Below are 23,354 nucleotides of genomic sequence, written 5' to 3'. Positions count from 1 at the left end.
CCAGAATGATTCATTTTTGAGCGATGTCATTGGAACTTTATCAAATTTTGTCTCAGATATCAAGTTTTGCCGATCGCGTATCCTGTTTTAACACTGGTTTGTGGCTCGATCGAGGTTTGAGTGTGGCGCGCTATACCAGGGCGAGAAAGATGCTACAGTGCATCGATGGGCGTTTGAGTATTTTCAGGCGACAATAGACAGAGAAGGGGCTTGAAAATAGGTGATTTTAGTGGAAGATAGTAAATTTATCGACGTATCGGGCATTATGGGTGTTCCCGCGGCTCCGGCGGGTTACAAATCCGGCTTTGTGGGTATTGTCGGACGCCCGAATGTCGGAAAATCAACGCTGATGAATCAGTTGGTGGGACAGAAAATTGCGATTACTTCGCCGGTGTCTCAGACGACGCGTAACAGGCTGCGAGGCATCCTAACGACACCGGAAGCACAAATTATTTTTGTAGATACTCCCGGAATTCACAAGCCACATCACGAATTGGGCAAGGTTTTGGTGCAGAATGCCCGCACAGCGATTCAGTCGGTGGATGTCGTGCTATTTGTGGTGGATGGTTCGGTGGAATCGGGAGGGGGCGATCGATATATTATCGAAATTCTCAGCAATTGCAAAGTTCCGGTGATTTTTGGGATGAATAAGTTGGACGAACAACCGGAGGATTCTGTGTTGATCGATCGAACTTACGAGCAAATTGTCAATCCTGAGTGGCCTGTAGTGAAATTTTCCGCTCTCACGGGCGAGGGTGTCGAGTCGCTGCAACAATTGTTAATCGAACATTTGGAGGTTGGGCCTTACTATTATCCGCCAGATTTGGTGACTGACCAGCCGGAACGCTTTATTATGGGCGAATTGATTCGGGAACAGATTTTGCTGCTGACGCGGGAAGAAGTGCCGCATTCTGTAGCAATCGCGATCGACATAGTTCAAGAAGAAGCGAAAATTACGCGGATTCTGGCGACAATTCACGTCGAACGGGATTCCCAAAAAGGTATTTTAATCGGTAAAAGCGGCAGTATGCTCAAGTCGATCGGCAGTGCGGCCCGGGAACAGATTCAAAAGTTAATTGAAGGCAAAGTATATTTGGAGTTATTTGTCAAGGTGCAGCCGAAGTGGCGGCAGTCGCGTACTCGTTTGGCAGAATTGGGCTATCGCGTGGAAGAATAAAACTTTGGCAGTTGGCAGTTGGATTTCTTCGGTTCTTTAGACCTCTTGCAAAAAATCCTTTTCATCTATTGATGGGACGGGCTCTCCGGCCCATCCCACAAGATTTATTTTTTCTTGTGGGATGGGCCGGAGAGCCCGTCCTAATTATTTTTGCAAGAGGTCTTTTGAATCAAGAATCGAGCACGAATTTCGCTCATAGAGAGTTTCATCGGGTACCGAGAGTCTGTACAAACCCCCGCTTAACAACTAGAACGCCATTCCAATAACAGTACAGTAAACTGAGAGCAGCCCCATTCGCCCCAGTTGACCTATGCCACGTTGGTTCAATACTGCTGGCCCATGCCAAGAAGACATTCATTACGCATTGTCGCCCACGGTACGCTTACCCAGCTTAGAAAGGTTAATCGCTCAACGCAACTATTTCGTCATCCATGCACCCCGGCAAGTGGGGAAAACCACCGCTATGCTGGCGTTAGCCAAACAACTCACCGAAAGCGGACAATACACCGCCGTGATGCTGTCAGTTGAAGTGGGCGCACCCTTCAGTCAAGACATCGCGGGTGCAGAGGATGCCATTCTCGGTGCTTGGCGACGGGCGATTTCGATTCGACTTCCCCCAGAATTGCAGCCGCCTGCTTGGCCCTCGTCGGAACCGGGACAGCAAATCGGCGATGTACTCAGCCTGTGGGCACAATCTTCTCCTCGTCCTTTGGTGATTTTCATCGATGAAATTGACGCACTACAAGACCAAGCGTTGATTTCTATGCTGCGACAACTGCGCGATGGTTATCCCAATCGCCCGAAAGCGTTTCCGCAATCGGTGGGTTTAATTGGTTTGCGGGATGTTCGCGATTACAAAGTGGCTGCGGGGGGAAGCGATCGACTCCATACATCGAGTCCGTTTAATATTAAAGTGCGATCGATTACTCTCAGAGATTTTAATGCCTCAGAAGTCGCGGAACTCTACGCGCAACATACCCAAGATACCGGACAAGTTTTTACACCTGAAGCCGTAGCCTTAGCTTTTGAACTGACTCAGGGACAACCTTGGTTAGTGAATGCTTTAGCTAAGGAAATTGTAGAAGAATTAGTTACCGATGAATCTATAGAAATTACACCACAACATATTTTCTCAGCTAAAGAAATTTTAATAAAACGGCAAGATACGCATTTGGATAGCTTGGCAGAACGACTCAGAGAAAACCGAGTCAAAGCCATTATCGAGCCGATGTTGGCGGGTTTGGAACTGGGCAATATCCCCAATGATGATATTCAGTTTTTAATCGATTTGGGTTTGTGTAAGATGGATGTTCAGGGTGGATTGACGATCGCTAACCCAATTTATCGGGAAGTTTTGCCCCGCGTGCTCACCGTAACGCCAATGGCTTCTCTGCCCCAAATTGCACCGAGTTGGTTGACTCAGGTCGGCAAATTAGACACGCAAGCGTTACTCAAAACTTTTCTGGAATTTTGGCTACAGCATGGCGAACCGTTACTCAAAAGTGCATCTTATCCCGAAATTGCCCCGCATTTAGTGTTGATGGCGTTTCTGCATCGGGTAATTAATGGTGGGGGAACGTTGGAGAGGGAATATGCGATCGGACGCGACAGAATGGATTTATGTTTGCGTTATGGTGAGGTAACGTTGGGAATTGAACTGAAGGTTTGGCGAACTCGGAAAGTCGATCCGTTGAGTAAAGGGTTGGAACAGTTAGATGGATATTTGGCTCGATTGGGAGAAGATGAAGGGTGGTTGGTGATATTCGATCGACGCGAGAATGCGATCGAATTAGAAGAACGACTGAATACTGAAATTCATCTGACACCAATGGGGCGAACCGTTACAGTTATTCGTGCGTGAAGAAGTTCTGATGAATGTTTTGGTTCTGGCGATCGCCGAGGGTGTGCGATGACTCTAATCTAAAATATAATTAAGAAGGGATTGACATACACTATCGAGCTGCGGTATTACTCGATTATATCCAGTATTGTACCGCAACTGCAATACAATTATTCGATCGCGCACCCATGTAACAAGCTAGTATATCTAATCTTTTCGCCAAACCTCAAACGAGGAGATTCTCAAAAATTCCAACTATGAACTACCGAAACCACATCACGATCGAAGCAAATAAACGCGGTGGTAAGCCTTGTGTACGCGGCTTGCGAATTACGGTTTATGAAGTGCTTGAGTACCTGGCTTCCGAGATGACCGAAGCAGAAATTAAAGGGCGATTTTCCCGATTTGACGCGAGAAGATTTAAAAGCCTGCATAGCTTATGCTGCTGACCGCGAGCGTCGGTTTATGACCGCGACCTTATCGGCATGAAATTACTTTTTGATGAAAATTTGTCGCCCAAGTTGCCGAATCGTTTGAGCGATCTTTTCCCAAATTCGCTTCACGTCCTTTGATGTGGGAATGAAAGCAACGATCGACCCAATAGTTTGGGATTATGCAAAAGAAATAATTTGATGATTGTCTCGAAAGACGCGGATATGCACGACCTGAGCTTAGTATTTGGGAATCCACCGAAAGTTATTTGGCTTCGCCTTGGAAACTGTTCGACATTGCAAATTGAAAATTTGCTACGTCGGAACTTTAACGCGATCAAATTATTTTGTGAAGACGAGAATTTATCGCTGCTTGCTTTATCATAATACACCGAATCGAATTAGCGTTAGGGTAGGTAGTTTTTCCATGATTATTCCACCAATCTTTTAAAGCCTCACACGCCAATTCACTGGCATATTTACTGTTTCATAATGTTATATATCCTATGTTTTGTTGAAAATCATAAATCCCATGTGGAATAACTTTTCCGTGACCTAAACTCCAAAATTCATGATCTAAAAGCGATCGCCCAACTCTACATTCTGACTCAACGCTTGTAGCCGCTCGCGATCCAATAACTCAATCTGAGAACCATTGATCGTAATTAATCCTTTATCGTGGAGATGCGAGAATGCCCTAGAAAGGGTAGCAGAAATCGTCCCTAAAATAGCAGCTAGCTGAGTTTTAGTAACATCTAGATTAATAACTTGATCACCATTAGCGCGACCGCTCAAATCTAATAAATAAGCCGCTAATCTTTGTGGCACTTCTTTAAACGACAGATCTTCCACCATCTGTGCCAATTTACGCGAACGGGTTGCCAAACTTGTCAGCATATTGATGGCGAGCGCAGGATATTGATGAAGTAAATCCAGAAAAGCTAACCGAGGGAAGAAGATTAATTCTGTGGATTCCAATGCGATCGCAGAAGCTGGAAAAGCTTTGCCATCAAAGGTGGCAACTTCGGCAAAGTAATCGCCTCTTTTTAATAAATGTAAAATGTGTTCTTTCCCATTGGATGCAGTCTTAAATACCTTAACACGACCAGCTTGGACAATGAAAAACCCAGTTGCTTCACTGCCCTGATGGAAAATTGTCTCATCTTTTCCAAAGGTTTGCAGTTGAGCGATCTGAGCTAAAGGAATCAGTTGCTCTGCTGATAATCCTTGAAAAATTAGAATGTTTTGTAACCAGTTGCTCAAATCGACTCTATTTAACATCGTTTAGGGTAGTGAGGATGGTTGGAACAAAGCGCCGAGCTAGACAATATAAACGTACTTGAGCATTTTTTAAGGTTCTTTTTGACTTAAGTCAAAGCATTATTAGGTTCTATTCTCCTATGGTATGTCATAGGTACTTTAAAACCGAATTTATGGCTTTATGGCAAACCCAACCTTTGACAAAGTGGTGACAGCCCGCGCTCGTCCCCGTCAAATTAGCCTACCCGCTTGGCTTGTGCTAATTTGCATCGTCACTTTTTCAGTGCTGATCTTTGCAGGATCGGCGATTTATAAAAATGCACCACCGATTCCCGCGACAGTGGTTTCTCCACAACAGGAAATCATTCTGACTCAAGCGAATATTCAAGCTGGGCAAGTAACCTATCTAGGTCGTGGGGGGCAACATATTGGTAGTATTTGGGGGCATGGCAGTTATTTAGCACCCGACTGGACTGCCGATGTTTTACACCGTTGGGGCTTAGCAACGGCAGGAATTTTGCATAATGGCAATCCTGATTTTAGTGAAGCAGATTTACAGGCACTATCAGAAGTCGATCGCGCTACTCTCCAAGCGCAGGTACAGCAAGAATTTAAAACTAATCGCTATGCGTCAGAGACAGGCGCTTTAACCCTCACGGCTGCTCAAACTAAGGGACTAAGCAAGGTTTTTGATAGCTATAAAACTTTGCTATCCCAAGGCTCCAAGATTCATTCCATTCCTAGCGGTTGGTTTACTGACGACACGCAAATCCGCAATGTCACCGCTTTCTTTAGTTGGACGGCTTGGGCAGCATCTGCCGATCGCCCGAATGCACCATTTTCCTATACCGCCAACTTTCCCCACGATGACTTGATTGGCAATCAGGCTCCGGCTCAATTCTTGATCTGGTCAATTGTGTCGGTGATTGTGCTGATTGCGGCGATCGGTATATTTCTGTTTGTTTACATCACCCAAGAAGATAGCGAAGAAGTAATCGCTGTCGCCCATCGCCCCCTGATTCGGATTGCCACACCGAGCCAAAAAGTCACTACCCTCTTCTTTGGGGTTGCTATGACTTTGTTTTTGGTGCAAATGTTGATGGGAATGGTCACAGCCCATTACGCTGTAGAAGGCGACGGCTTCTATGGTGTGCCACTTCAGCAATATTTACCCTATGCCGCCTCGCGGACTTGGCATTTACAGCTAGCAGTATTTTGGATTGCCACCTGTTGGCTCGCCGCAGGGCTATATTTCGCGCCAAGGTTTGGTAAACATGAGCCGAAGTTGCAAGCTTGGGGCAATGGCGGTTTGTTAGTGGCTTTGACTGTCGTTGTTGTTGGTTCCTTAATCGGATCTTGGGCTAGTGTCCAAGGCATTATCGGCGGTGACAATAGTTTCTGGTTTGGACATCAGGGCTATGAATATGTAGAACTTGGTCGCCTCTGGCAATTATTGCTGATTGGTGGCATGGTGTTTTGGCTCTGGCTGATGTACCGCGCCCTCAAGCCTGCACTCAAGGCGGAAGGCGATAAAACGGGACTGAATCACTTCTTTCTCTACAGTGCGATTACGATTCCCCTGTTCTATGCGTCAGGGTTGATGTACAACAATCACACCCATTTGAGCATTGCTGAATATTGGCGTTGGTGGGTTGTGCATCTTTGGGTAGAAGGTTTCTTTGAGGTATTTGCGACGGTAGCGATCGCCTATCTATGTAGCGAATTGGGCTTCCTAAAGCGCTCCTCCGCCCTGAGAGCCACCTACATGACGACAATTCTCTATCTCGGTAGTGGCGTAATCGGCACGTTACACCATCTCTACTTTGCAGGAACACCTGTATTCATTACGTCGATGGGTTCCGTTGCTTCAGCCTTAGAAGTCGTTCCCTTGACCTTAATTGGCTTTGAAGTGGTGAAGTCGATGAAGCTATCCCAAGAAGCGCAAGGATTTTATCGAGTACCACTAAAATTCTTTATTGCCACTGCTTTTTGGAACTTAATTGGCGCAGGTGTCTTTGGTTTCTTAATCAATCCACCGATCGTTCTCTATTATTCCCAAGGACTAAACACAACCCCAATTCACGCTCACTCTGCACTCTTCGGTGTGTATGGCTCCCTGGCGATCGCCCTCATGCTCTTTGCCTTGCGTGAAATCACTCCCGATCGCGCTTGGGATGAGAAAAACTTCAATTTATCCTTCTGGTGGATCAATGTTGGTCTAGGCATGATGATGGTTTTAGGACTGATTCCTAATGGTTTTTATCAATTGGTGCAATCCGTTAATCATGGCACTTGGTACGCTCGCAGTGCTGAAGTCATTGGTTCTGCCTGGATGCAGTGGACAGTTTGGCTACGCATCCCTGGGGATATCGTCTTCTCGGTTGGTGCATTGATCCTCGTCTTTTGCGTGATTAAAGCGATCGTGGCTATTTTCCAACAGCCTACTCAAGCCCAACCCCTCGAAACCATTGCGGCTGAGACTCCGGTTGTCAGTCATTAGTTGCTCAATTGTTCAAATTATCTTTGGTATTTATTGAGGATTCAGTCAGTGATTCGTTTCTTAGTTGGTATTCTCGTTTTTGTGATCAATATCGTCTATGCCGATCGCCCTTATCCTCGGTTTTATGTGCTAGAAACCGTGGCTCGTGTTCCTTATTTCTCTTATCTATCGGTACTTCACCTCTATGAAACCTTGGGCTGGTGGCGGAAGGCTGATTGGTTAAAAATCCACTTTTCGGAGTCGTGGAATGAACTACATCATCTGTTGATTATGGAATCACTGGGAGGATCGAGCTTTTGGGTCGATCGCCTTCTAGCACGAGCCACTGCACTCATTTACTACTGGATTATCATTTTGGTCTACATGGTGTCGTCCAAATCTGCCTACAACTTCATGGAACTTGTAGAGGGACACGCCTATGCCAGCTACGACAAGTTCCTCAATGCCGAAGCTGAAGCTCTCAAGCAACAGCCCGCACCAGATGTCGCTATCCAATACTATCGAGATGGCGATTTGTATATGTTTGAGGAGTTTCAAACAAGCAGTGCTAATGTATTCCGTCGTCCAACGATCGACAATCTCTATGATGTGTTTGTTGCCATTCGGGATGATGAAATGGAACACGTGAAAACAATGGTGGCTTGTCAGCAGCCGACTGCACAATTCTCGTTAGTCAGTCCCCATGCGATGCAGGCAGCTTCTACGCTAAAGGTTGAGTTAACTGCAAAGACCGATGCTGTGGAACTCAGTCCGTCGAAATAGGTGATTTGAACCCGTCGTTCTCTGGTATGAAAACGTTGGTATCGCCCCGTGTCTAGGGGCGATCGCGGCTTTCTCTTATTTTGCGATCGGGACTTTATTCCATTCGTCGATCGTCTTGGACTAAAATCTGTTCTCTAAACTAATCTGTTAAAAATCCCATATTAAATTAGTACAATTAATTCAGGGAATATGCGATCGGGTGCGATCGAGTCTAATCTCAAATATAATAAAGATAGCTTGTTTCAGTGCGACGCCTGAAGTGATTGAGTCGAATCGTGCTGCGAACTCGATCGAGAAAAGAAGATTCCGATGGGGAGTAAGAAGGGGTTGACAGACATCATCGATATGCGGTATTATTCGATTATATTCAGTATTGTACCGCAACGGCGATACAATTATAAGTAGTGAATAGAATTAGCTTTATGACAATAGACTTCGGCAGTATCAAAGGCTACAATCCTGATAGAGGATTTGGGTTTGTCGGTCATACTTTTTTTAATCCTGATGGAAAAGTTTTTTTCCATATTAAAAAAATCAGGAGAAAACATCCTGAATTAGCCCAACAATTGGACAGTGGCGAAGCTTTTGAAACATTCAATTTCTGGTATGAAATTGAAACCACCGAAAAAGGCGAACAAGTTAGTAAGCTTTGGCTAAACGCAGACGATATCCCTCAAAGTTACACAAATGAATTATGTGGTTTGATCCAAAAAGTAGAGAGGATCTGGAAAAATATAGGCTCTCCAAAACCTAGTTGGCTTGACCATGTAACGATAAAGTTGGTTGGAGTTGATTGTAGAGATAAATTAAGTGTTGAGCGAGATCGCTTAGAGAGTCAGCGTAGAGTGGCAAAGGAGGAGCGCCCCAGGGAGGCAGAAGCTTTACTCCAAAATCCAATTGCAAGACTAATAGCTAATAATCCTTACAAGAAAACGAAGGCTGATGAGTCTGGGCAACAAAAGAATGAGTCTGAGCCACCAAAACCGTCGCCACCACCAAAACCTGATCCTCCACCACCACCAAAACCTGATCCTCCACCACCACCAAAACCTGATCCACCACTAAACGACCCGAACGATGAGTTGAAGCAACTATTAGCAGAGATGCGTCCTTTAAAATTTAAGAATAGTAAGGAACTCTCAGCCTATATTGTAAAACATAAACTTGGTTATAGGTATCCAAATATCTCAGGTATTGTGATAATGGAAGATGGAGGTAAAGAATGGCCGTTTTCTGGGGGATTTCCTCCAAAGATTTATAAAATTATTTGTGAAAAACTCGGTTTGGTAAACCAGGGGACGAGTGCTAGAGCAACAAAATTTACACCATATGAACAACTATTAAATAGGAAATAGATAGAAATGAGTAAACCCTTTTACAAAATTAAAGGTACAAACGATTATGGTGTTCTTGAAGGGCCGGTATGGCCAAATCCGTCTTTCTACCTCCAACTTAGGCTTGTAAGCGCTGTTGGCGGAGAGATTCAGTTGAGTTACCAGTACAAACCTGTCACGACTGAAAATCTAGTTCTAGTCTCACCGGAGGAAGTTCAAAAGGCTCTATTGGGTTTTTAGTTAATTTGTTGAAGCCCGCCTAACACTGCGTTGGTGCGGACGGAACAGAGGTTATCGGTGGGTGCTCTAACCTGTCTGCCGCCACACAACTTTATCGTTATCTCCCAAACGCTGCCTGACTTTGGAGATGCTTCGGAAGCTCGATCGCGAGTTTGACCTACACAAAATTGGTAGAATCAATAGATACGCTTCGATCGCGCACCCATGCAACAAGCTAGTAAATAAAAAAATGTTTGTGTAAATAGTTAAAATAGTACCAAAAACAACCAAGGAAAAACCCATGTTAACCCTAGAAATGGCAATTCAAAAAATCCAACTCTTTTCCCCCGAACAACGCAATAAAGTTATTGAATTTATCGAATTTATAGAATTTAAAGCCAGCCAAACTAAAACGATAGAACAAAAAAACGATGACTCCAATCAAGAACAATCCTTTTTTGAGCTAGCCGGAATCTGGGAAGGAAAAAATATCACTCTAGACGACATTCGCAAGGACGCATGGGGTAAAGAAAACCAATGATTTTGTGTGACACCCATATTCTCATCGAAAAACACAATATTTTGAGTGGAAGCAGCGATTTTTCGGTCAGTAGCAAGATAGGAAAGATAAGCCCGAATTTCCTCAACTCCCATATCTTGAGGATGTCGCTTATTATGAAAGTAAATGTAATCTAAAATCTAATAAAGATAGCTTTTTTCGGTACGACGGCTCATATGTTTGAGCCGAAGTGTGCGACGAACTTGCTGTAGGAAAGGAGATTCTGATGGGGAGTAAGAAGGAGTTGACATACATCCTCAATCTGCGGTATTATTCGGCGACATACAGTATTGTATCGCAACTGCGATATAATTATAAGTTAGATTACCAATGGAGGAATGCAATTAATTGGATAATGTAATAGAGGTAAACCCATTTAGTGCAGCTTCTTTTTTCATCGAAATGATGTTTAATGAAGAAAATATTGCCTGTGGAACAGCTTTCTATTTCATTCTTCAAGGAAATACATATCTCGTCTCTAACTGGCACAATTTCTCTGGGCGTCACCCCGAATCTCATAAGCCATTGCATTCACAGCTTGCCATACCAAATAGAATCAGAGTTCATGGGCACGATGTCGATAACTTAGGGGTTTCAGCAATATCCACATATGAATTATCGGATAGTGATGGCGCTTGTCTTTGGTATCAGCACCCAAGATTAGGAAGTTCGATAGACGTAGGAGTGTTGCCAATACCCAATAATCGTGATGCAAACACCTTTGATATCTTAGCCGCAGTAAACGAGGTTGACCCTTTCGATGACTGGCGATTAGAGATTGGCGAACAACTATTCGTTCTAGGATTTCCATTTGGTATATCAGATACATATCGTTTCCCTATATGGAAATCTGCAAGTCTCGCAAGTGAGCCTGCAATCGACCAAGAGAACCTGCCATTGCTGTATGTTGATACTGCAACTCGCCCAGGAATGTCGGGATCGCCTGTCATAAAGTATCAGCGTAGAGCAGTTAGTATTTTCGACAAAGATAGGCACAGCCGTTTTCACGCTGCATTTATTGGTATATATTCAGGGCGTATTGCACCAAAAAATCAGATTGAAGCACAACTTGGAAGAGTATGGAAAGCAGATTGCATCGAGGAAATTATAAGAGGTGCAGTACAACCCAATATCTAACAAGCGCGTACACTCGGAACGGAGGCGAACGCTTTCGGTTATGATGCAAACATGATCGCCGTCCGGTGACACGCATGACGTTAGACAGATACGCAAATGAGGAAACACAATGAATAGAACTCCAGTATCGTCATCGAATCTTGCATCAGTTGGATACGACTTAAGTACACAAGTATTAGAAGTTGCATTTCTTCATGGTGGTATCTATCAATATTCAGGGGTTCCTTCGTCGGTTTATTCTGGTTTAATGGCAGCTAGCTCACACGGGTCGTATTTCGATCAACACATTAAGAAAGTCGGTTATTCTTATAGAAAAGTTGGCTGAGTGTTCTCAAGGCTTCAAATTTTATGTGCATCATTGAATAAACTTTAAAATGGCATGAGTCCTAAACGAGTCAAGGTTTTTTGCAATCCAGTCTATTATTCTAGAGATCGACAGAAAGATATTAGACCTCTTGCAAAAAAAATCTATGTTATAATTAAAGGTATCGACTGACAATGGCTGGACACGACTTTCTAGATACAGCGCGAGACGAAAATCAATGGAAGAAAGCTATGACAACTGTGAATGAAAAAGGTGGTGCAGTCACAATAGGAGTTCTTATACAGATTCTTTCGGCTCTCATGAAACAATCGTTTGGATTATGATGGTTGGTACAAATTAGACTGGAAGACAGAAAAAGTCTTCATCAGTCATCACCATGTCTAACAAGCGGCTGCACTCGGAACGGATCGTTACTCTATAGTTAGACGCAAAGTGAGTCGCCGTGCGGTGAGCCGCCGTCCGTTATCTCGCAAACTCTGCCTAACTTTGGAGATGATTCGGAATCTCGATCGAGAGTTAAGCTAAATAAAACTCCGAGTTCTGCATCGATGCTTATTAGAAGCGAATAATTTCGATCGTGCATCGCGATCGCACAAAACAAACATCAAATTCTCGAAAGAAGTTGGTTTGCCCGAGAATTAATGGAACCTGAGAGGCTTGTGCCCAAGCAAATGCTAGGCGAACGGGTTCCAGATTCCCAATTTGAACATCTACAAATACACCCCGCGCCTCAACCGTTGCCAGATTTCCAGCCAATGGCAAGCGGACAGTTTGTTCCTCCCAAATTGCACCCAATTGCAGACCAATGTCATAAGGTAATAGATTGACCGCAGACCCAGTATCTAGCAGTGCATTCGCCGAGACAGAAAAGCCTGCATGAATCAGAGTGATGGGAATCGTGGGTAATGCTTCATCGTCAGAAAAGGGAAACTCGATCGAACTAGGCATGAGTAGATGCCTCTCGATCGTCTCGAATCATCTGCATCATAATGTTTGCCGCTTCCGTTGCATCGTAGAGCGATCGAACCGGATACTCTGATGCAGAAAAGATGACTTGTAGTTCAGCGTCTGGGATTTGCACTGCTAGGAGTTTGAAGAGTGATAATTTGTCTGACTGGCTCAGATTGTTCACCAAAGGTATTAACTCAGCGAGAGACATGGTTTAAACTCCCAGAAGTACGAGAATACATCTATCATAAACGCTGCCTGAGTTTGGAGATGATTCGGAATCTCGATCGAGAATTAAGGATTCCGTAGGAGATTCCGATCAAACTTTATCCTGCCCAAAAACAAAGAAAAAGCCGCCCTAAAAGGCGACGTACTGAGCGTAGCCGAAGTGACCACGAATTTCTTGATGGTACCCGCCACGTGATTTATCCGTGGAATCAATCCAAAATCGAAAATCGAAAATCCTCAAGCCCCCGCATTTATCTCGCGCAAGTCAATCGAAAATCTAAAATCGAAAATCTAAAATCGATTGACGGGACTTTAGCCCTCCGCTTATTACCAACAAATATCAAGGCAACTCAACCGAACTCGGTTTAGCAATGTGAGGCAAGCCCCAGCCCAATTTTTCCCGCAAAATGTGGAAAAACTCAAAAGATTGCACCCGAATAAAGCGGGCTGGGTACGGAGCTCGCTCGACTTGCACCCAATCTTCGGGCAGAACATAACATCCGCCGTTACCATCTACCACCATTACCAGGCGGGTCGGACTCGCCGGCAAAATCTTGATCGGCTCGGTGTTGGAAAACACCAAAGCCCGCGAAGCCATTGAATGCGGGCAAATAGGCAGCAACTGCAACACCGGCACTCCGGGAATGATCACAGGCCCGCCGGCAGACAGCGCGTAAGCCGTCGATCCTGTGGGAGTCGCGATGATGACTCCATCTGCGGCAATGTCAATAGAGGCGTGTTGCCCGATCGCCACTTCAAAATGACACATACAAGTCAGCGGTTCCCGGTGCAGCACCATTTCATTGAGACAAAGGGCTTCCCAGAGGCAGTCGTTTTCTCGAAACAACCGCACCGCCAGCATCGATCTTTCTTCTATTTCGTATTCTCCAGCGATTACCTTTTCCAAAGCTTGCGGCAGCAAGTTCAGGTAAGTTTCTGTCAAAAAGCCCATGTGACCGGTATTGACAGTCAGCAGCGGCACTCCGATGGGAGCGACTTGGCGAAATGCCGACAGCACCGTACCGTCGCCGCCCAAAACCACTGCAAACTCCATGTCGCTGTCAAAACCGGGGGGGACGAGTTGTTCGATCTGAGTGTGGCACAGGGGGCGATCGGGGCTAGAATAGCCCAGAATTCCTCCCGAACCAGAAACCGAGCAAACCTCCCAGCCGCGGGCAGTCAGCTTGTCTTCTAACTCTGCGGCGATGCGACAAGCCACAGGTTTAACGTCGTTGTATATAATCCCAGCTTTCGGCACTTTAAAATGTAAAGGGCATTTTTTGTTTACTCCGTTTTTTAGTCTTAAGCTGCTCGTACTCTATTTCCTTGAGCTTCTTCATGATCAGATTAAAGTATTCTTCGAGATAAGACTCCAAAGTAGTAGTTTCTTTAGGGTCGATTCCGAAGACACTGTAAACATCATCCATCGGAGCTTTCAAGGGTTTTCCGGCTGCCAAAACTTCTGAAAAAGCCAATCTGTCAGCTACGTTCCAACTCCACTGAAAGAAGGTAGCTAATTTACGAGTAGCCTGCAACAAGACATCTGGGGTGCGCGTAATTTTGGCTTCCTTCCCTGACAGCCGTTCGCACAACCGCACGATTTCGTCAGCATCCCAAGCGCGATTTCCCACCACCGGAAAGCTTTTTTTCTCGGTTTCGGGAACGGAAAGGGCCCGGACGGCAAATTTAGCAACGTCCTGAGTGTTCATGTAGGCAAGGGCGGATGGCTTGTTGGGCAGCCAGACTGCCTGATTGTCCAAAATCGGCATTGCATACAGGCTCAGCAGTCCTTGCAAAAAGCCGCAAGGTCTCAAGATTGTGTAGTCTAAACCGGATTCTGCTAAGAACAATTCGGTACAGCGCTTGATTTCCAACAAGGGGACTTGGGGATATTTCTCAGCGTCGAGAAAGGAAAAGAATATGTAACGCTTGATGCCTGCTGCTGCTGCTGCTTGGATCAGCGATACTTTTCCGTCCCAGTCTACTCTTTTGATGCTGACAGAATCGGCTGCACTGGCTGTTGCTGCATCGATGATAGCAGTGACGCCTTCTAGGGCCGGAGGCAGACTGTCTGGCTGGCAAAGGTTCCCCGGTACGAGTTCAGCGCCCCATTCTTTCAAAAAGGCAGCTTTTCTGTAACTTCTGACTAAACAGCGCACCTGGTAGCCCTCGTCTAGGGCGCGGCGGGCTATTTGGCGGCCGAGAGTGCCGGTGGCACCTAAAATCAATAAAGTCATCTAGGGATTAATTATGAATCTTAAACTTTCAATAAGATGGTATCAGGTTTTTGTTAAGTTTTTTATAAAAACTTAACAAAAACCTGAAATTTTCTCATTTTAGGCTTGAGATATTCGCCAGAAGGCTTGCTTTCGGCAGCAAGTAGACTCTAGAAGGCAGAAGGTAGAAGGCTTTTGAAGGATTGGTTGAAAAAAACTTATTCTTCGCCGCCTTGCAATTTGAGCAGGAGGAAGCCTCCACCTATACCCACGAAAATTAGGGAAAAGGACAAAAAGGCTGCATTGAAAATTTCAGGATTCATGATTTTATCTGTTCAATTGGGCGATCGCATTAATTGACACTCCTCGCCCTGAAGGCACGAGGATTCTTAAGACATTTCGATCTTAATATCCCTAGTAATAGGGTTCCCAGGCTGACCACGAAAAGCACATAGGTGTGTAGTCATATCTCCTCTGTGAATGTTTTGGGCGTAGACTTTCCCCCAGTCCGGGGGTAGGTTTTTAAATCTTGTCTGATCTGCTTATTGTACCATATTCATTTGTTTAGATAAATGTGTTATTTTACTTGAAAATGGAAAAAGCCGTCCTAAAAAGACGGGGTTTTAAACCCAATCTTCTGATAAAGATAATATAATTTGGGTCAACCCGGTACATGAATGCTAAAATTTCAGTGCCGAAATTCCTGTATTTTGTTGGAGAAAACTGCCTTGAGTCTCGATCGGGAATCCAAACTAGCTGTAACTCTGGGAGATCCGGCGGGAATTGGCCCGGAAGTGATTCTCAAGGCATTGGCAGATCCCGCTGCTGCTTTGAAGGTGACGGTTATAGGTTCTAGGAGAGTTTTGCAGCAAACTTACGATAAGTTGCGATCGACCAATCCCGCAGCAGAAGCGGCAAATCCCGAAACATTAAATATTATTGATATTGAACCAGACAACAAGTGGGGCGAAATAGTCCCCGGTGTCGGGAATGCAGCTAGCGGGGCGGCTAGCTTTGCTTACATGGAAAGTGCGATCGCCCGTACCATCGCCGGCGAATTCTCCGCGATCGTGACCGGCCCGATTTCCAAAACTTGCTGGCAGGCTGCCGGTTACAATTATCCCGGACAAACAGAACTCCTCGCAGAAAGGGCAAAATCGCAGCGGTTCGGAATGCTGTTTGCCGCCACATCTCCCCACAGTGGCTGGACGCTGGTAACTTTACTCGCTACCACACATATTTCCCTCCGTCAAGTCCCCGATGCTTTGAGTCCAGAATTACTGAGTGAAAAACTAGAATTACTGATAGACTGTTTGCGGGAAGATTTTGGGCTGGAAAGACCGAAAATTGCGATTTCTGGCTTAAATCCTCACAGCGGCGAAAATGGCAAACTGGGAAATGAAGAGCAAGACTGGATGATACCTTGGTTGGAAACGCAGCGCGATCGCTTTCCTCAAGTGCAGTTAGACGGGCCAGTCCCCCCCGATACCCTGTGGGTAAAACCGGCTAAAGTTTGGTACGGTTTAGCCAAGGAAGCTCACGACGGTTACTTGGCAATGTACCACGACCAGGGGTTGATTCCAGTAAAATTGATGGCTTTTGATAAAGCAGTCAACACTACAATTGGCTTGCCTTTTGTCCGCACATCTCCCGATCACGGCACAGCTTTTGATATTGTAGGTCAAGGGATTGCAGATGCCTCCAGCATGAAGGCAGCATTGCAGTTGGCGGCCCAGTTGGCTAGTCGCAGAACAGCAGTTAAAATAGGGCGATAGCTTTAGTACGCCAGACACTCGGAAAAATTGTGTCATTCCTATTGATTTTCGCTGGGGTGAGGCGGCAAGCAAGCTGGCATTTTTATTCGGTCGGTTAAAATCACCTTTTGGTAGCGCAGTATGGCAGCATTTAATGATAATTCCGGCAAAATATATCAGTCAGAAAAAGAGGTTTCTGATGCAACTCTGGCAAGTTCTAAAGCTGGAGAGCAACTTCAGGAATTGCTAACCATATTGACTGAATTTCAGTTATTAAAGAAATCAAAAAAAGAGCCAAGCGAGTTGAAATTACCGCTTTCGGAAAAGTCTGTTCAGCGATTAGAGGATGAGGAGAATCGGCGCAAACAATTGTCTTTCCTGATCGAATCACCGAGTATTGTACCGGAAGTATTAACTAACGATGAAGAGATACCTTCTCAAAGACGAGAAAACAATAATGAGGAACCAGATTTATCTATAGCCGGGAAGGTAGCTAAAAATAATCGGCAGTCGGAGGAAGAATTAGAACAAGCAGTTGAGCAGTTTAAGCAGTTGCAACAACTACTGTTTGAAAGGGATTTGCCGGAATTTTACAGTAATGTTTTGAGCGTGGAACAAAGGTTAGAAAATTTTGAGAAGCTGATGTCTCAACCAGAAGAGTTGATGGTTTTACTGAAACCGTTAATTCCTGAGTTGGTGAGAGAAGAATTAGAGGAGTTGAAGTCGGAATTAAAAAAGGCGATCGACCTCGCAAACAATAATAAAATTAATCGCATCGAGTTGGAGGCTAAATTAGCAGATTGGGAAAATCAAATTGCTAACTTTAACCAGCAACCCCTGCCGAATACAGAACACTTAATCCAACGGCTGATGCCAGTAGTGGGAGATCTGCTAAACCGTAAGGTAGAGGAGTCTAAGTTAGAGGTAGCTTCGGCGATCGCACCGAGAGTCAATCAAGTAATTCACAATCAAAACGGACTTGAAGAACAGGTAGTAAGAATTGAAGATAGAGTTGCAAATATTCAGCAGCGTTACCAGCAGCAACCGGAAGATTTAATCAAGCAGCTAGTACCAGTAGTTAGCGATTTACTGAACCGCAAAATTAGTGAATTAAAATTAGAGGTTGTAGAAGCTGTTGCCCCCTCAGTACAGGTAAGAATAGCTTGGGTAGAAATAGAAGAAAAAGTATTGAGCATCATCGAACGCCGACTGGCTACGCAACAGTCGCCAACTCAGAAGCCTGAAGAGATAATGGCGATGCTAATGCCGGCAATAACTGATTTGCTGAATCAGAAAATCGATGAATCAAAATTACAAGTAGCAGCGACGATCCAACCTTTGATAGAATCAGCAATTCTTCAAAGAGAAGTTCAAGGCAAATTGAGCGACGTAGAAAGTAGACTAAATAATCTTCAACGACAGCAAAAAACTCAGCCGGAAGATATAATGGCAAGGCTAATGCCGTTAATGATTGAGTCGCTGAACCGGAAAATTGAGGAGACAAAGTTAGAGGTGAGAGAGGCGATCGCACCTGGTGTCAACACGGCTATTCAAAACAGCGGTATTGCAGCACAAATTTTAAATAATGAAACTAAGATTGTTGAAGTTCAGCAGCAAGTTTTAGCCGAGATAGAAGGGTTGATGGCAAGAATAATGCCAGTGATTGTAGAAATGCTGTCCCGAAACATCGGGGAAGCAAAGCTAGAGATAGAATCTGCGATCGCCCCGGCTGTAGATGCCATCATTCAGAATAAAAGGATCGATCAAAGACTGGGGAAGATCGAACAACAGATTGTGGCGATCGAACACCGAATTTATGAATCCACAGACTTGTTTACAGATTTACTGAAACCTTTGATTGACGAGCTGATGGTTAGCCATCACGCCCAACTACAAAAGTCGGTCATCGAATCTATTTTACCATTGTTAGATGAAGTTGTAAGTTATAATTACAGACTCAACGATAAAGTAGGGGAACTCGATCGCAAAATTACTGATGCGGAATGGGGAGGCGATCGGGAAGAATTACTCGCCCGAATTAAAATCATGTTTCCCGAAATGATGCTCCAAACCATTAATGAGTCGAGACAATCATTTGTCGAAACCATAAGTCCGATAATTGATGAAATAATTAATACGAAAACCAGAGAAAACAGACAATCGATGGGAGTAGCCATATCGCCGGCTCTGACTGTGGGAATCAGCCACAGAATGAGTGAATCGCCGGATGAAATTGCAATGGCGATCGCGCCGGAAATGGCCGCTGCTATCAAACAGCAAATTCATCTCAAGCGAGAAGCAATGTCGGATGCACTTTATCCCATCATCGGCAGCACGATTTTAAAATACATCGCCGAGATGATGGGGGAGATTAATGAAAAACTAGAATCAGCTTTAAGTCCAGAGGGAATTAGTCGCAAAATCAAAGCCAAATTGCAGGGCATTTCTGAAGCAGAATTGCTGATGAAAGAAACAACACCACTGAGTGTGAAAGCTGTCTTTTTAATTCAAGCAGGATCGGGCTTAGTAATTTCAGCAGTGCAGAAGTCTGAACGCGAACAGCTAGAATCAGATATGGTAGCGGGGATGCTGACTGCTATTCGGGCTTTTGTCAACGATTGTATATCTCAGTCAGGAAATATTGCAGAGATTGATGCTATAGAATACGGCACATCTACCATAGTATTGGAAGTTGCGGGTTCGTGTTATCTGGCAGTAGTGATGCAAGGAGAAACCCGCCAGTGGTTTAAGTATAAAATGCGATCGATATTCAACAATATTGTTCAAGAATACGGAGTTCAAATTCAGTCATTTAACGGCGATCCAGCCACTGTGCCACCCGAAATAAACTCGAAATTGCAAAAATTAATCGATACAGAGGTAAAAGTTAAATCTCGTAAACGTCCAATTTTACCCACGATCGGTTTGGCAGCGTTAGGTTTAATTGGCCTACCTTGGGGAATTCATCAATACCGCAGCTCAGTTGCAGCGAGCTTAGAAGCAGATACAAATTTAGCATTACAATCTGCTCCCGATTTATCCGTTTATCGCCTCGTGGCTGATGTTAAAGATAGAGTATTGGAGATTTCGGGACGAGTGCCGAATCAAAATCTGCGATCGAAAGCGGAAAAAATCGCTCAGCAAGCGGCTCCCCAATCAAGAATTGAAAATAAAATTATAGCCGTTGAAGTACCTCCAGATCCGGTTTTAGTCGAAGCCGATGTCAAGCGGACAGCAGCTCTTTTGAATAAAGTAGAAAGCATTAATATCTCCGCTCGCTATGCAGAGGGAAAAGTCGCCATTGCAGGCAGGGTAAGCAAAGTGCCAGATGCTCAGAAAATAACTCAAGCTTTTGAGAAAATTCCGGGGGTGAAGTCTGTAACAAATACAGTGATAATAGGAACTCCACCGCCACCAAAGATAATAATGCCAGTTCGCGTGTATTTCGGTGCAGGTTCGGCAAGTTTGCAGGCGAAAGACGTAGCACAAAAGCTTAGCAAAGTCAAGGAATATATGGATAAAAATCGCACGAAGAATTTAAGGATAGTTGGCTACAGCGATTTTAAAAGCACTCCGGTAGAAAATCAAAAGTTGGCACTGGAAAGGGCGACAAATGTGAAAAATATTTTGGTTAGACAAGGGATAAATGGCAACAGAATACAAGTTGCTTCTACTAAGGGTCGTCCCGAAGGTGTGGAGGCCAATCAACCGCTGTGGCTGAGCAGATTGGTAGTATTTGAGGTGATCAATTAAAATTGGGAATGGGGAATTGGGAATTGGTAATTGGTAATTGGGAATTGTTAATTGGGCATTTTCCCTAATGACTAATGACTACTGACTAATATCATGTCCGATCGATTAACCATAATATCCCGGTCGGGGCGGGTTTTTGAGATGGTCAATTATTGGCAGGTATTGTTGGTGAACCCGCCCCTACCTGATTGCGGGTAATCGACAGGATATGACTAATGACTACTGACTACTGACTACTGACTACTGACTAATGACTTCTTCCTCTTGAATTAATCGAACTCGCCCGGAGGTAAAGGCTTGTATTCGATCGCCCGCCAAACACACTAACAAGCGGCCGCATCCGTCAATGCCCGCTGCTTCTCCGCAGATGGTTTCCGAAGCAAGTTCGATCGCCACCGGGCAGCCAATCAACGCATCGCGGCGGCGCAATTCCGGCAAAAGTAGCGCTAAACCGGACTTGGAGGCTGGCTTGTCTGTGGTAGAAAACATATCGGCTAGTTCGAGTAAATAGTGCCGCAGTCGATCGAGCAAACACAGTTCATCCGGTACTGTACTAGCAATAGAATGCAAGCTTACCGCATTACCGAGATCCCTTTCATCCAATCCCGCAGCCGCGAAATCTACGCAGCGGTTGAGTCCAATTCCCACAACGGCGCGAGTTTTACCCAAAGCATTGCCCGAAGAGGCTTCGCAGAGAATTCCGGCTAATTTGTGGCGATCGATCCAGACATCGTTTGGCCATTTCAGGCGCAGCATATCTCGACAGTCGGGAACCAAATCTTCGATCGCGTAAATCACCGCTAAACCCGCTGCTAAACTGAGTCCCGGCAACAGAGTGGGGTTGAGGTTGTCGAGTACAAAACTAACAGTCAAGACACCGCTTGGGGCGTGCCAGGTGCGCCCGTGTTGGCCGCGCCCGCTGGTTTGTCGCCTAGTAAATACTGCATCTCCGTGGTGGAGCCCGGCCGCGCGGGCGATCGCCCAACTGTTGGTACTTGGACAGGTATCCAACGAGTGTAGCCAGTGAGGGAGGTTTGGGCGATCGGGTTCTGGGCTTGCGGGCACGGGAGTTAAGGGCAATTCAGACAACGTTTGATTTGTAGTATTTGATATCTAAAAGCTGATTATCGCATTTTCCAGAAGTGCCACCTCGCGCGACGGCGAGAATTCAGAGAAATTGGAGTGTAGTACAGTTTCCGCATCAGATTTACCTTACGCCACAACATCTGTTTAGCCACCAAATCTCTTGATTTATAAGGATTTTGGGGGATTCATAGGGTTGGTTGGAGCGATCGACACCCCTTTAAAAAACCCAATTTCAAAAAAAGTTGTATTACCCCCTTGACAGTCTTGTAATACGCAACGTAGTATAAATGTATGGCGAAGGGGAAAGAGCTTCAAAGCCTTACCCCACGAGCAATATGAACCTTGAAAACAGAATAGGAAGTTAATCGTGTCACATAATTGTGGACATTGGCGGTGTAGACTCCGGCAACAATAGCCCGATCGGGTTGTAGTACGCGGAATCAACCGCCACCCCGTCCCAACTTGAGTAATTCAAGGACACAATATTGTTCATTTTCGCGGGGGTATAGCTCAACCGGTCAGAGCAGTCGCCTGTCGAGCGAAAGGTTGCGAGTTCAAGTCTCGTTACTCCCGTCAGTCGATTTTAGATTTTAGATTTTAGATTTTAGATTTACTCCACAGGAGAAGAATCTGGGAATTGGAACTTTGGTCTAAAATCTACACCTCCTGTCGGAAAGCAAGTATCCGTTTTTCGGCGGGGTCAAAGTCCCGTAGGCAAAAGTCAAGCCGTCTCCCCCTCTGGCGTGAAGATTGCGAGTGCAAACCTCGTCGGGACTCCCAGGTTAGGTGGCTGAGTGGCTCAAAGCGTCGGTCTGCAAAACCGATTTTCGCGGGTTCAAATCCCGCCCTAACCTCTGTTCCTATTTATTCGCAGGAGCAATCTCAAATCTCAAAGAGCAATCCAAAATCTAAAATCTAAAATCTAAAATCGATAGTGCTGTAGGCAAATGGTTTAAGCCGCTTGGTTTTCACCCAAGTGATTGCGGGTTCAACTCCCGTCAGCACTTCTCGTGGGTCGTTGGCAGAATGGTTTTGCAGCCGCCTTTTAAGCGGATGGATCGAGGTTCAATTCCTCGACGACCTACCAAAATTTCTATCTTGGGTCGGCCCTCCTATTGGCGTGGGTAGCTGTCTGTAAAACAGTAGCTTAAAGCGTTGCTGGTTCAATTCCAGCCCGGCCCATTTGTAACTGCATTTAATCCGCAGTTGCAATCTTGAGAACGTGGTGTAGCCGGATAACATCTCAGTTAATAAAACTGAAGATTGAGGGTTCAAATCCCTCCGTTCTCGGTGTGGAGAGGTGGCCGAGTGGCTTAAGGCGCTTTCCTGCTAAGAAAGAGCGGTTTAACAGCCGTCGAGGGTTCAAATCCCTCCTTCTCCGTTTTCCCCCGATAGCTCAGTTGGTAGAGCGCTTGTCTGAAGAGCAGGAGGTCGTCAGTTCGATACTGACTTGGGGGATTGCGTTGCCTTATAGCTCAATGGTAGAGCAAGCGGTTGTTAACCGCTAGGTTGTAGGTTCGAGTCCTACTGGGGCAGCCATTTTTTTAATTGCCGGGTAGACAAATTGGTAAAGTCGCCTATCTCTGAAATAGGAGTTTCTGTAGGTTCAAAGCCTACCCCGGTACCCAATTATTGGGAAGTCGCCTAATCGGTATGGCACCGCTCTTTGAAAGCGGCAAAATGCAGGTTCGACCCCTGCCTTCCCAGTTCTGCTATTACCAAAGCAGATCAATTACACTCCTGTAGCCCAATTGGCAGAGGCCACAATTTCAAAAATTGTGTTGTGTGAGTTCAAATCTCACTCCTGAGTACCAAATTTTCAACT

General features: G+C 45.1%; 20 protein-coding genes, 12 tRNA genes and 2 pseudogenes. 26 read left to right on the top strand and 8 right to left on the bottom strand.

The window, feature by feature from the left end:
- Positions 1-23 precede the first annotated feature (23 nt).
- The 5 genes and pseudogenes from QUA88_RS16240 (at position 24) to QUA88_RS29540 (ending at position 3,835) form a co-directional block, all read left to right on the top strand.
- Positions 24-197 carry a hypothetical protein gene (locus QUA88_RS16240; RefSeq protein WP_333053533.1) on the top strand — a complete coding sequence of 58 codons (174 nt, stop codon included), beginning with the start codon at positions 24-26 and terminating at the stop codon, positions 195-197.
- A 68-nt stretch (positions 198-265) separates the two neighbouring features.
- Positions 266-1,177: a GTPase Era gene (era, locus tag QUA88_RS16235; RefSeq protein WP_333246205.1), complete on the top strand. Its 912-nt coding sequence runs from the start codon at positions 266-268 to the stop codon at positions 1,175-1,177.
- Positions 1,178-1,487: 310 nt separating this feature from the next.
- Positions 1,488-3,038, top strand: a complete 1,551-nt coding sequence (locus tag QUA88_RS16230) for an ATP-binding protein (protein ID WP_333272595.1) — start codon at positions 1,488-1,490, stop codon at positions 3,036-3,038.
- A 236-nt stretch (positions 3,039-3,274) separates the two neighbouring features.
- Positions 3,275-3,506 (top strand): annotated as a pseudogene (locus QUA88_RS16225) (DUF433 domain-containing protein).
- Positions 3,503-3,835, top strand: a pseudogene (locus QUA88_RS29540) (DUF5615 family PIN-like protein). Before QUA88_RS16225 ends, QUA88_RS29540 begins: the two co-directional pseudogenes overlap by 4 nt.
- Before the next feature lie 189 nt (positions 3,836-4,024).
- Here QUA88_RS29540 and QUA88_RS16220 read toward each other — a convergent pair.
- On the bottom strand, positions 4,025-4,729 hold the full coding sequence (locus tag QUA88_RS16220) for a Crp/Fnr family transcriptional regulator (RefSeq protein ID WP_333154838.1): 705 nt from the start codon (positions 4,727-4,729) through the stop codon (positions 4,025-4,027).
- Positions 4,730-4,889: 160 nt separating this feature from the next.
- On the opposite strand from QUA88_RS16220, the gene QUA88_RS16215 reads away from it, so the two are divergent.
- The 4 genes from QUA88_RS16215 (at position 4,890) to QUA88_RS16200 (ending at position 10,064) form a co-directional block, all read left to right on the top strand.
- Positions 4,890-7,208: a nitric-oxide reductase large subunit gene (locus tag QUA88_RS16215; RefSeq protein ID WP_333272591.1), complete on the top strand. Its 2,319-nt coding sequence runs from the start codon at positions 4,890-4,892 to the stop codon at positions 7,206-7,208.
- A 48-nt stretch (positions 7,209-7,256) separates the two neighbouring features.
- The gene (locus tag QUA88_RS16210) at positions 7,257-7,970 is read left to right on the top strand and encodes an alternative oxidase (protein ID WP_333053543.1); all 714 of its coding nucleotides are present in this window, start codon (positions 7,257-7,259) and stop codon (positions 7,968-7,970) included.
- Between the two features lie 422 nt (positions 7,971-8,392).
- Positions 8,393-9,325 carry a hypothetical protein gene (locus QUA88_RS16205; RefSeq protein WP_333232568.1) on the top strand — a complete coding sequence of 311 codons (933 nt, stop codon included), beginning with the start codon at positions 8,393-8,395 and terminating at the stop codon, positions 9,323-9,325.
- Positions 9,326-9,824: 499 nt separating this feature from the next.
- Positions 9,825-10,064, top strand: coding sequence for a DUF2281 domain-containing protein (locus tag QUA88_RS16200; protein WP_333232565.1), 240 nt, complete (start codon positions 9,825-9,827; stop codon positions 10,062-10,064).
- On the opposite strand, the gene QUA88_RS16195 is transcribed toward QUA88_RS16200, so the two are convergent.
- Positions 9,965-10,210 (bottom strand): phage integrase N-terminal SAM-like domain-containing protein, encoded by a 246-nt coding sequence (locus QUA88_RS16195; RefSeq protein ID WP_333232579.1) that lies wholly within the window; start codon positions 10,208-10,210, stop codon positions 9,965-9,967. The genes QUA88_RS16200 and QUA88_RS16195 overlap by 100 nt on opposite strands.
- Positions 10,211-10,430: 220 nt before the next feature.
- Between QUA88_RS16195 and QUA88_RS16190 the strand changes: the two genes are divergently transcribed.
- From QUA88_RS16190 to QUA88_RS29535, 3 genes are all read left to right on the top strand, one after another.
- Positions 10,431-11,219, top strand: a complete 789-nt coding sequence (locus tag QUA88_RS16190) for a trypsin-like peptidase domain-containing protein (protein WP_333232563.1) — start codon at positions 10,431-10,433, stop codon at positions 11,217-11,219.
- Between the two features lie 109 nt (positions 11,220-11,328).
- Positions 11,329-11,544, top strand: a complete 216-nt coding sequence (locus QUA88_RS16185; protein ID WP_333232562.1) for a KTSC domain-containing protein — start codon at positions 11,329-11,331, stop codon at positions 11,542-11,544.
- Between the two features lie 173 nt (positions 11,545-11,717).
- Positions 11,718-11,867: a DUF2513 domain-containing protein gene (locus QUA88_RS29535; protein ID WP_445251568.1), complete on the top strand. Its 150-nt coding sequence runs from the start codon at positions 11,718-11,720 to the stop codon at positions 11,865-11,867.
- 232 nt (positions 11,868-12,099) lie between these two features.
- Here the strand turns inward: QUA88_RS29535 and QUA88_RS16180 are convergent, their stop codons facing one another.
- The 5 genes from QUA88_RS16180 to petM all read right to left on the bottom strand — a co-directional run bounded on the left by QUA88_RS16180 (position 12,100) and on the right by petM (position 15,259).
- Positions 12,100-12,492, bottom strand: a complete 393-nt coding sequence (locus QUA88_RS16180) for an aspartyl protease family protein (RefSeq protein WP_333152425.1) — start codon at positions 12,490-12,492, stop codon at positions 12,100-12,102.
- Entirely contained in the window at positions 12,485-12,703 is a 219-nt protein-coding gene (locus tag QUA88_RS16175) for a hypothetical protein (protein WP_333053554.1), read from the bottom strand. Before QUA88_RS16175 ends, QUA88_RS16180 begins: the two co-directional genes overlap by 8 nt.
- 357 nt (positions 12,704-13,060) lie before the next feature.
- Positions 13,061-13,978: an NAD(+) kinase gene (locus tag QUA88_RS16170; RefSeq protein ID WP_333053556.1), complete on the bottom strand. Its 918-nt coding sequence runs from the start codon at positions 13,976-13,978 to the stop codon at positions 13,061-13,063.
- Position 13,979: 1 nt separating this feature from the next.
- Positions 13,980-14,957, bottom strand: coding sequence for an NmrA family NAD(P)-binding protein (locus QUA88_RS16165; RefSeq protein ID WP_333053557.1), 978 nt, complete (start codon positions 14,955-14,957; stop codon positions 13,980-13,982).
- 197 nt (positions 14,958-15,154) lie between these two features.
- Positions 15,155-15,259: a cytochrome b6-f complex subunit PetM gene (gene petM, locus QUA88_RS16160; protein WP_172189541.1), complete on the bottom strand. Its 105-nt coding sequence runs from the start codon at positions 15,257-15,259 to the stop codon at positions 15,155-15,157.
- A gap of 354 nt (positions 15,260-15,613) precedes the next feature.
- Here petM and pdxA point away from each other — a divergent pair, with 354 nt between their 5' ends.
- Both pdxA and QUA88_RS16150 read left to right on the top strand, forming a co-directional pair.
- A complete protein-coding gene (pdxA, locus tag QUA88_RS16155) occupies positions 15,614-16,711 on the top strand; it encodes a 4-hydroxythreonine-4-phosphate dehydrogenase PdxA (protein WP_333053558.1) in 1,098 nt (365 codons plus the stop codon).
- A 120-nt stretch (positions 16,712-16,831) separates the two neighbouring features.
- The gene (locus tag QUA88_RS16150; protein ID WP_333260588.1) at positions 16,832-20,443 is read left to right on the top strand and encodes an OmpA family protein; all 3,612 of its coding nucleotides are present in this window, start codon (positions 16,832-16,834) and stop codon (positions 20,441-20,443) included.
- A 240-nt stretch (positions 20,444-20,683) separates the two neighbouring features.
- Here QUA88_RS16150 and QUA88_RS16145 read toward each other — a convergent pair whose 3' ends face one another.
- Positions 20,684-21,532 carry a biotin--[acetyl-CoA-carboxylase] ligase gene (locus QUA88_RS16145; protein WP_333053561.1) on the bottom strand — a complete coding sequence of 283 codons (849 nt, stop codon included), beginning with the start codon at positions 21,530-21,532 and terminating at the stop codon, positions 20,684-20,686.
- A gap of 496 nt (positions 21,533-22,028) precedes the next feature.
- On the opposite strand from QUA88_RS16145, the gene QUA88_RS16140 reads away from it, so the two are divergent.
- The 12 genes from QUA88_RS16140 (at position 22,029) to QUA88_RS16085 (ending at position 23,343) form a co-directional block, all read left to right on the top strand.
- A tRNA-Asp gene (locus tag QUA88_RS16140) sits at positions 22,029-22,102 on the top strand.
- A 207-nt stretch (positions 22,103-22,309) separates the two neighbouring features.
- Positions 22,310-22,383 (top strand) — tRNA-Cys (locus QUA88_RS16135).
- A gap of 79 nt (positions 22,384-22,462) precedes the next feature.
- Positions 22,463-22,536, top strand: a tRNA-Glu gene (locus QUA88_RS16130).
- 5 nt (positions 22,537-22,541) lie between these two features.
- Positions 22,542-22,616: transfer RNA gene (locus tag QUA88_RS16125), tRNA-Lys, on the top strand.
- A gap of 13 nt (positions 22,617-22,629) precedes the next feature.
- A tRNA-Tyr gene (locus QUA88_RS16120) sits at positions 22,630-22,711 on the top strand.
- A 34-nt stretch (positions 22,712-22,745) separates the two neighbouring features.
- Positions 22,746-22,819: transfer RNA gene (locus QUA88_RS16115), tRNA-Tyr, on the top strand.
- Between the two features lie 4 nt (positions 22,820-22,823).
- Positions 22,824-22,910 (top strand) — tRNA-Ser (locus tag QUA88_RS16110).
- Positions 22,911-22,914: 4 nt separating this feature from the next.
- A tRNA-Phe gene (locus QUA88_RS16105) sits at positions 22,915-22,987 on the top strand.
- 6 nt (positions 22,988-22,993) lie between these two features.
- Positions 22,994-23,068 (top strand) — tRNA-Asn (locus QUA88_RS16100).
- A 10-nt stretch (positions 23,069-23,078) separates the two neighbouring features.
- Positions 23,079-23,157, top strand: a tRNA-Gln gene (locus QUA88_RS16095).
- A gap of 5 nt (positions 23,158-23,162) precedes the next feature.
- Positions 23,163-23,236: transfer RNA gene (locus QUA88_RS16090), tRNA-Gln, on the top strand.
- Between the two features lie 35 nt (positions 23,237-23,271).
- Positions 23,272-23,343, top strand: a tRNA-Leu gene (locus tag QUA88_RS16085).
- Positions 23,344-23,354: the final 11 nt, after the last annotated feature.

This window comes from Microcoleus sp. D3_18_C2, assembly GCF_036702395.1.
In the GTDB taxonomy this organism is placed as follows: domain Bacteria; phylum Cyanobacteriota; class Cyanobacteriia; order Cyanobacteriales; family Microcoleaceae; genus Microcoleus.
Note: the sequence above shows the minus strand (reverse complement) of the source record. Positions and strands in the feature narration are given on the sequence as shown.

Bases quoted from the DNA above. Each gene is read 5' to 3' on its own strand.
- QUA88_RS16180 (WP_333152425.1), bottom strand. From the start codon at position 12,492: ATGCCTAGTTCGATCGAGTTTCCCTTTTCTGACGATGAAGCATTACCC.
- QUA88_RS16205 (WP_333232568.1), top strand. From the start codon at position 8,393: ATGACAATAGACTTCGGCAGTATCAAAGGCTACAATCCTGATAGAGGA.
- QUA88_RS16220 (WP_333154838.1), bottom strand. From the start codon at position 4,729: ATGTTAAATAGAGTCGATTTGAGCAACTGGTTACAAAACATTCTAATT.
- QUA88_RS16240 (WP_333053533.1), top strand. From the start codon at position 24: ATGTCATTGGAACTTTATCAAATTTTGTCTCAGATATCAAGTTTTGCC.
- QUA88_RS16215 (WP_333272591.1), top strand. From the start codon at position 4,890: ATGGCAAACCCAACCTTTGACAAAGTGGTGACAGCCCGCGCTCGTCCC.
- QUA88_RS16150 (WP_333260588.1), top strand. From the start codon at position 16,832: ATGGCAGCATTTAATGATAATTCCGGCAAAATATATCAGTCAGAAAAA.
- QUA88_RS16175 (WP_333053554.1), bottom strand. From the start codon at position 12,703: ATGTCTCTCGCTGAGTTAATACCTTTGGTGAACAATCTGAGCCAGTCA.
- QUA88_RS16165 (WP_333053557.1), bottom strand. From the start codon at position 14,957: ATGACTTTATTGATTTTAGGTGCCACCGGCACTCTCGGCCGCCAAATA.
- QUA88_RS29535 (WP_445251568.1), top strand. From the start codon at position 11,718: ATGGCTGGACACGACTTTCTAGATACAGCGCGAGACGAAAATCAATGG.
- QUA88_RS16230 (WP_333272595.1), top strand. From the start codon at position 1,488: ATGCCACGTTGGTTCAATACTGCTGGCCCATGCCAAGAAGACATTCAT.
- era (WP_333246205.1), top strand. From the start codon at position 266: ATGGGTGTTCCCGCGGCTCCGGCGGGTTACAAATCCGGCTTTGTGGGT.
- pdxA (WP_333053558.1), top strand. From the start codon at position 15,614: ATGCTAAAATTTCAGTGCCGAAATTCCTGTATTTTGTTGGAGAAAACT.
- QUA88_RS16200 (WP_333232565.1), top strand. From the start codon at position 9,825: ATGTTAACCCTAGAAATGGCAATTCAAAAAATCCAACTCTTTTCCCCC.
- petM (WP_172189541.1), bottom strand. From the start codon at position 15,259: ATGAATCCTGAAATTTTCAATGCAGCCTTTTTGTCCTTTTCCCTAATT.
- QUA88_RS16185 (WP_333232562.1), top strand. From the start codon at position 11,329: ATGAATAGAACTCCAGTATCGTCATCGAATCTTGCATCAGTTGGATAC.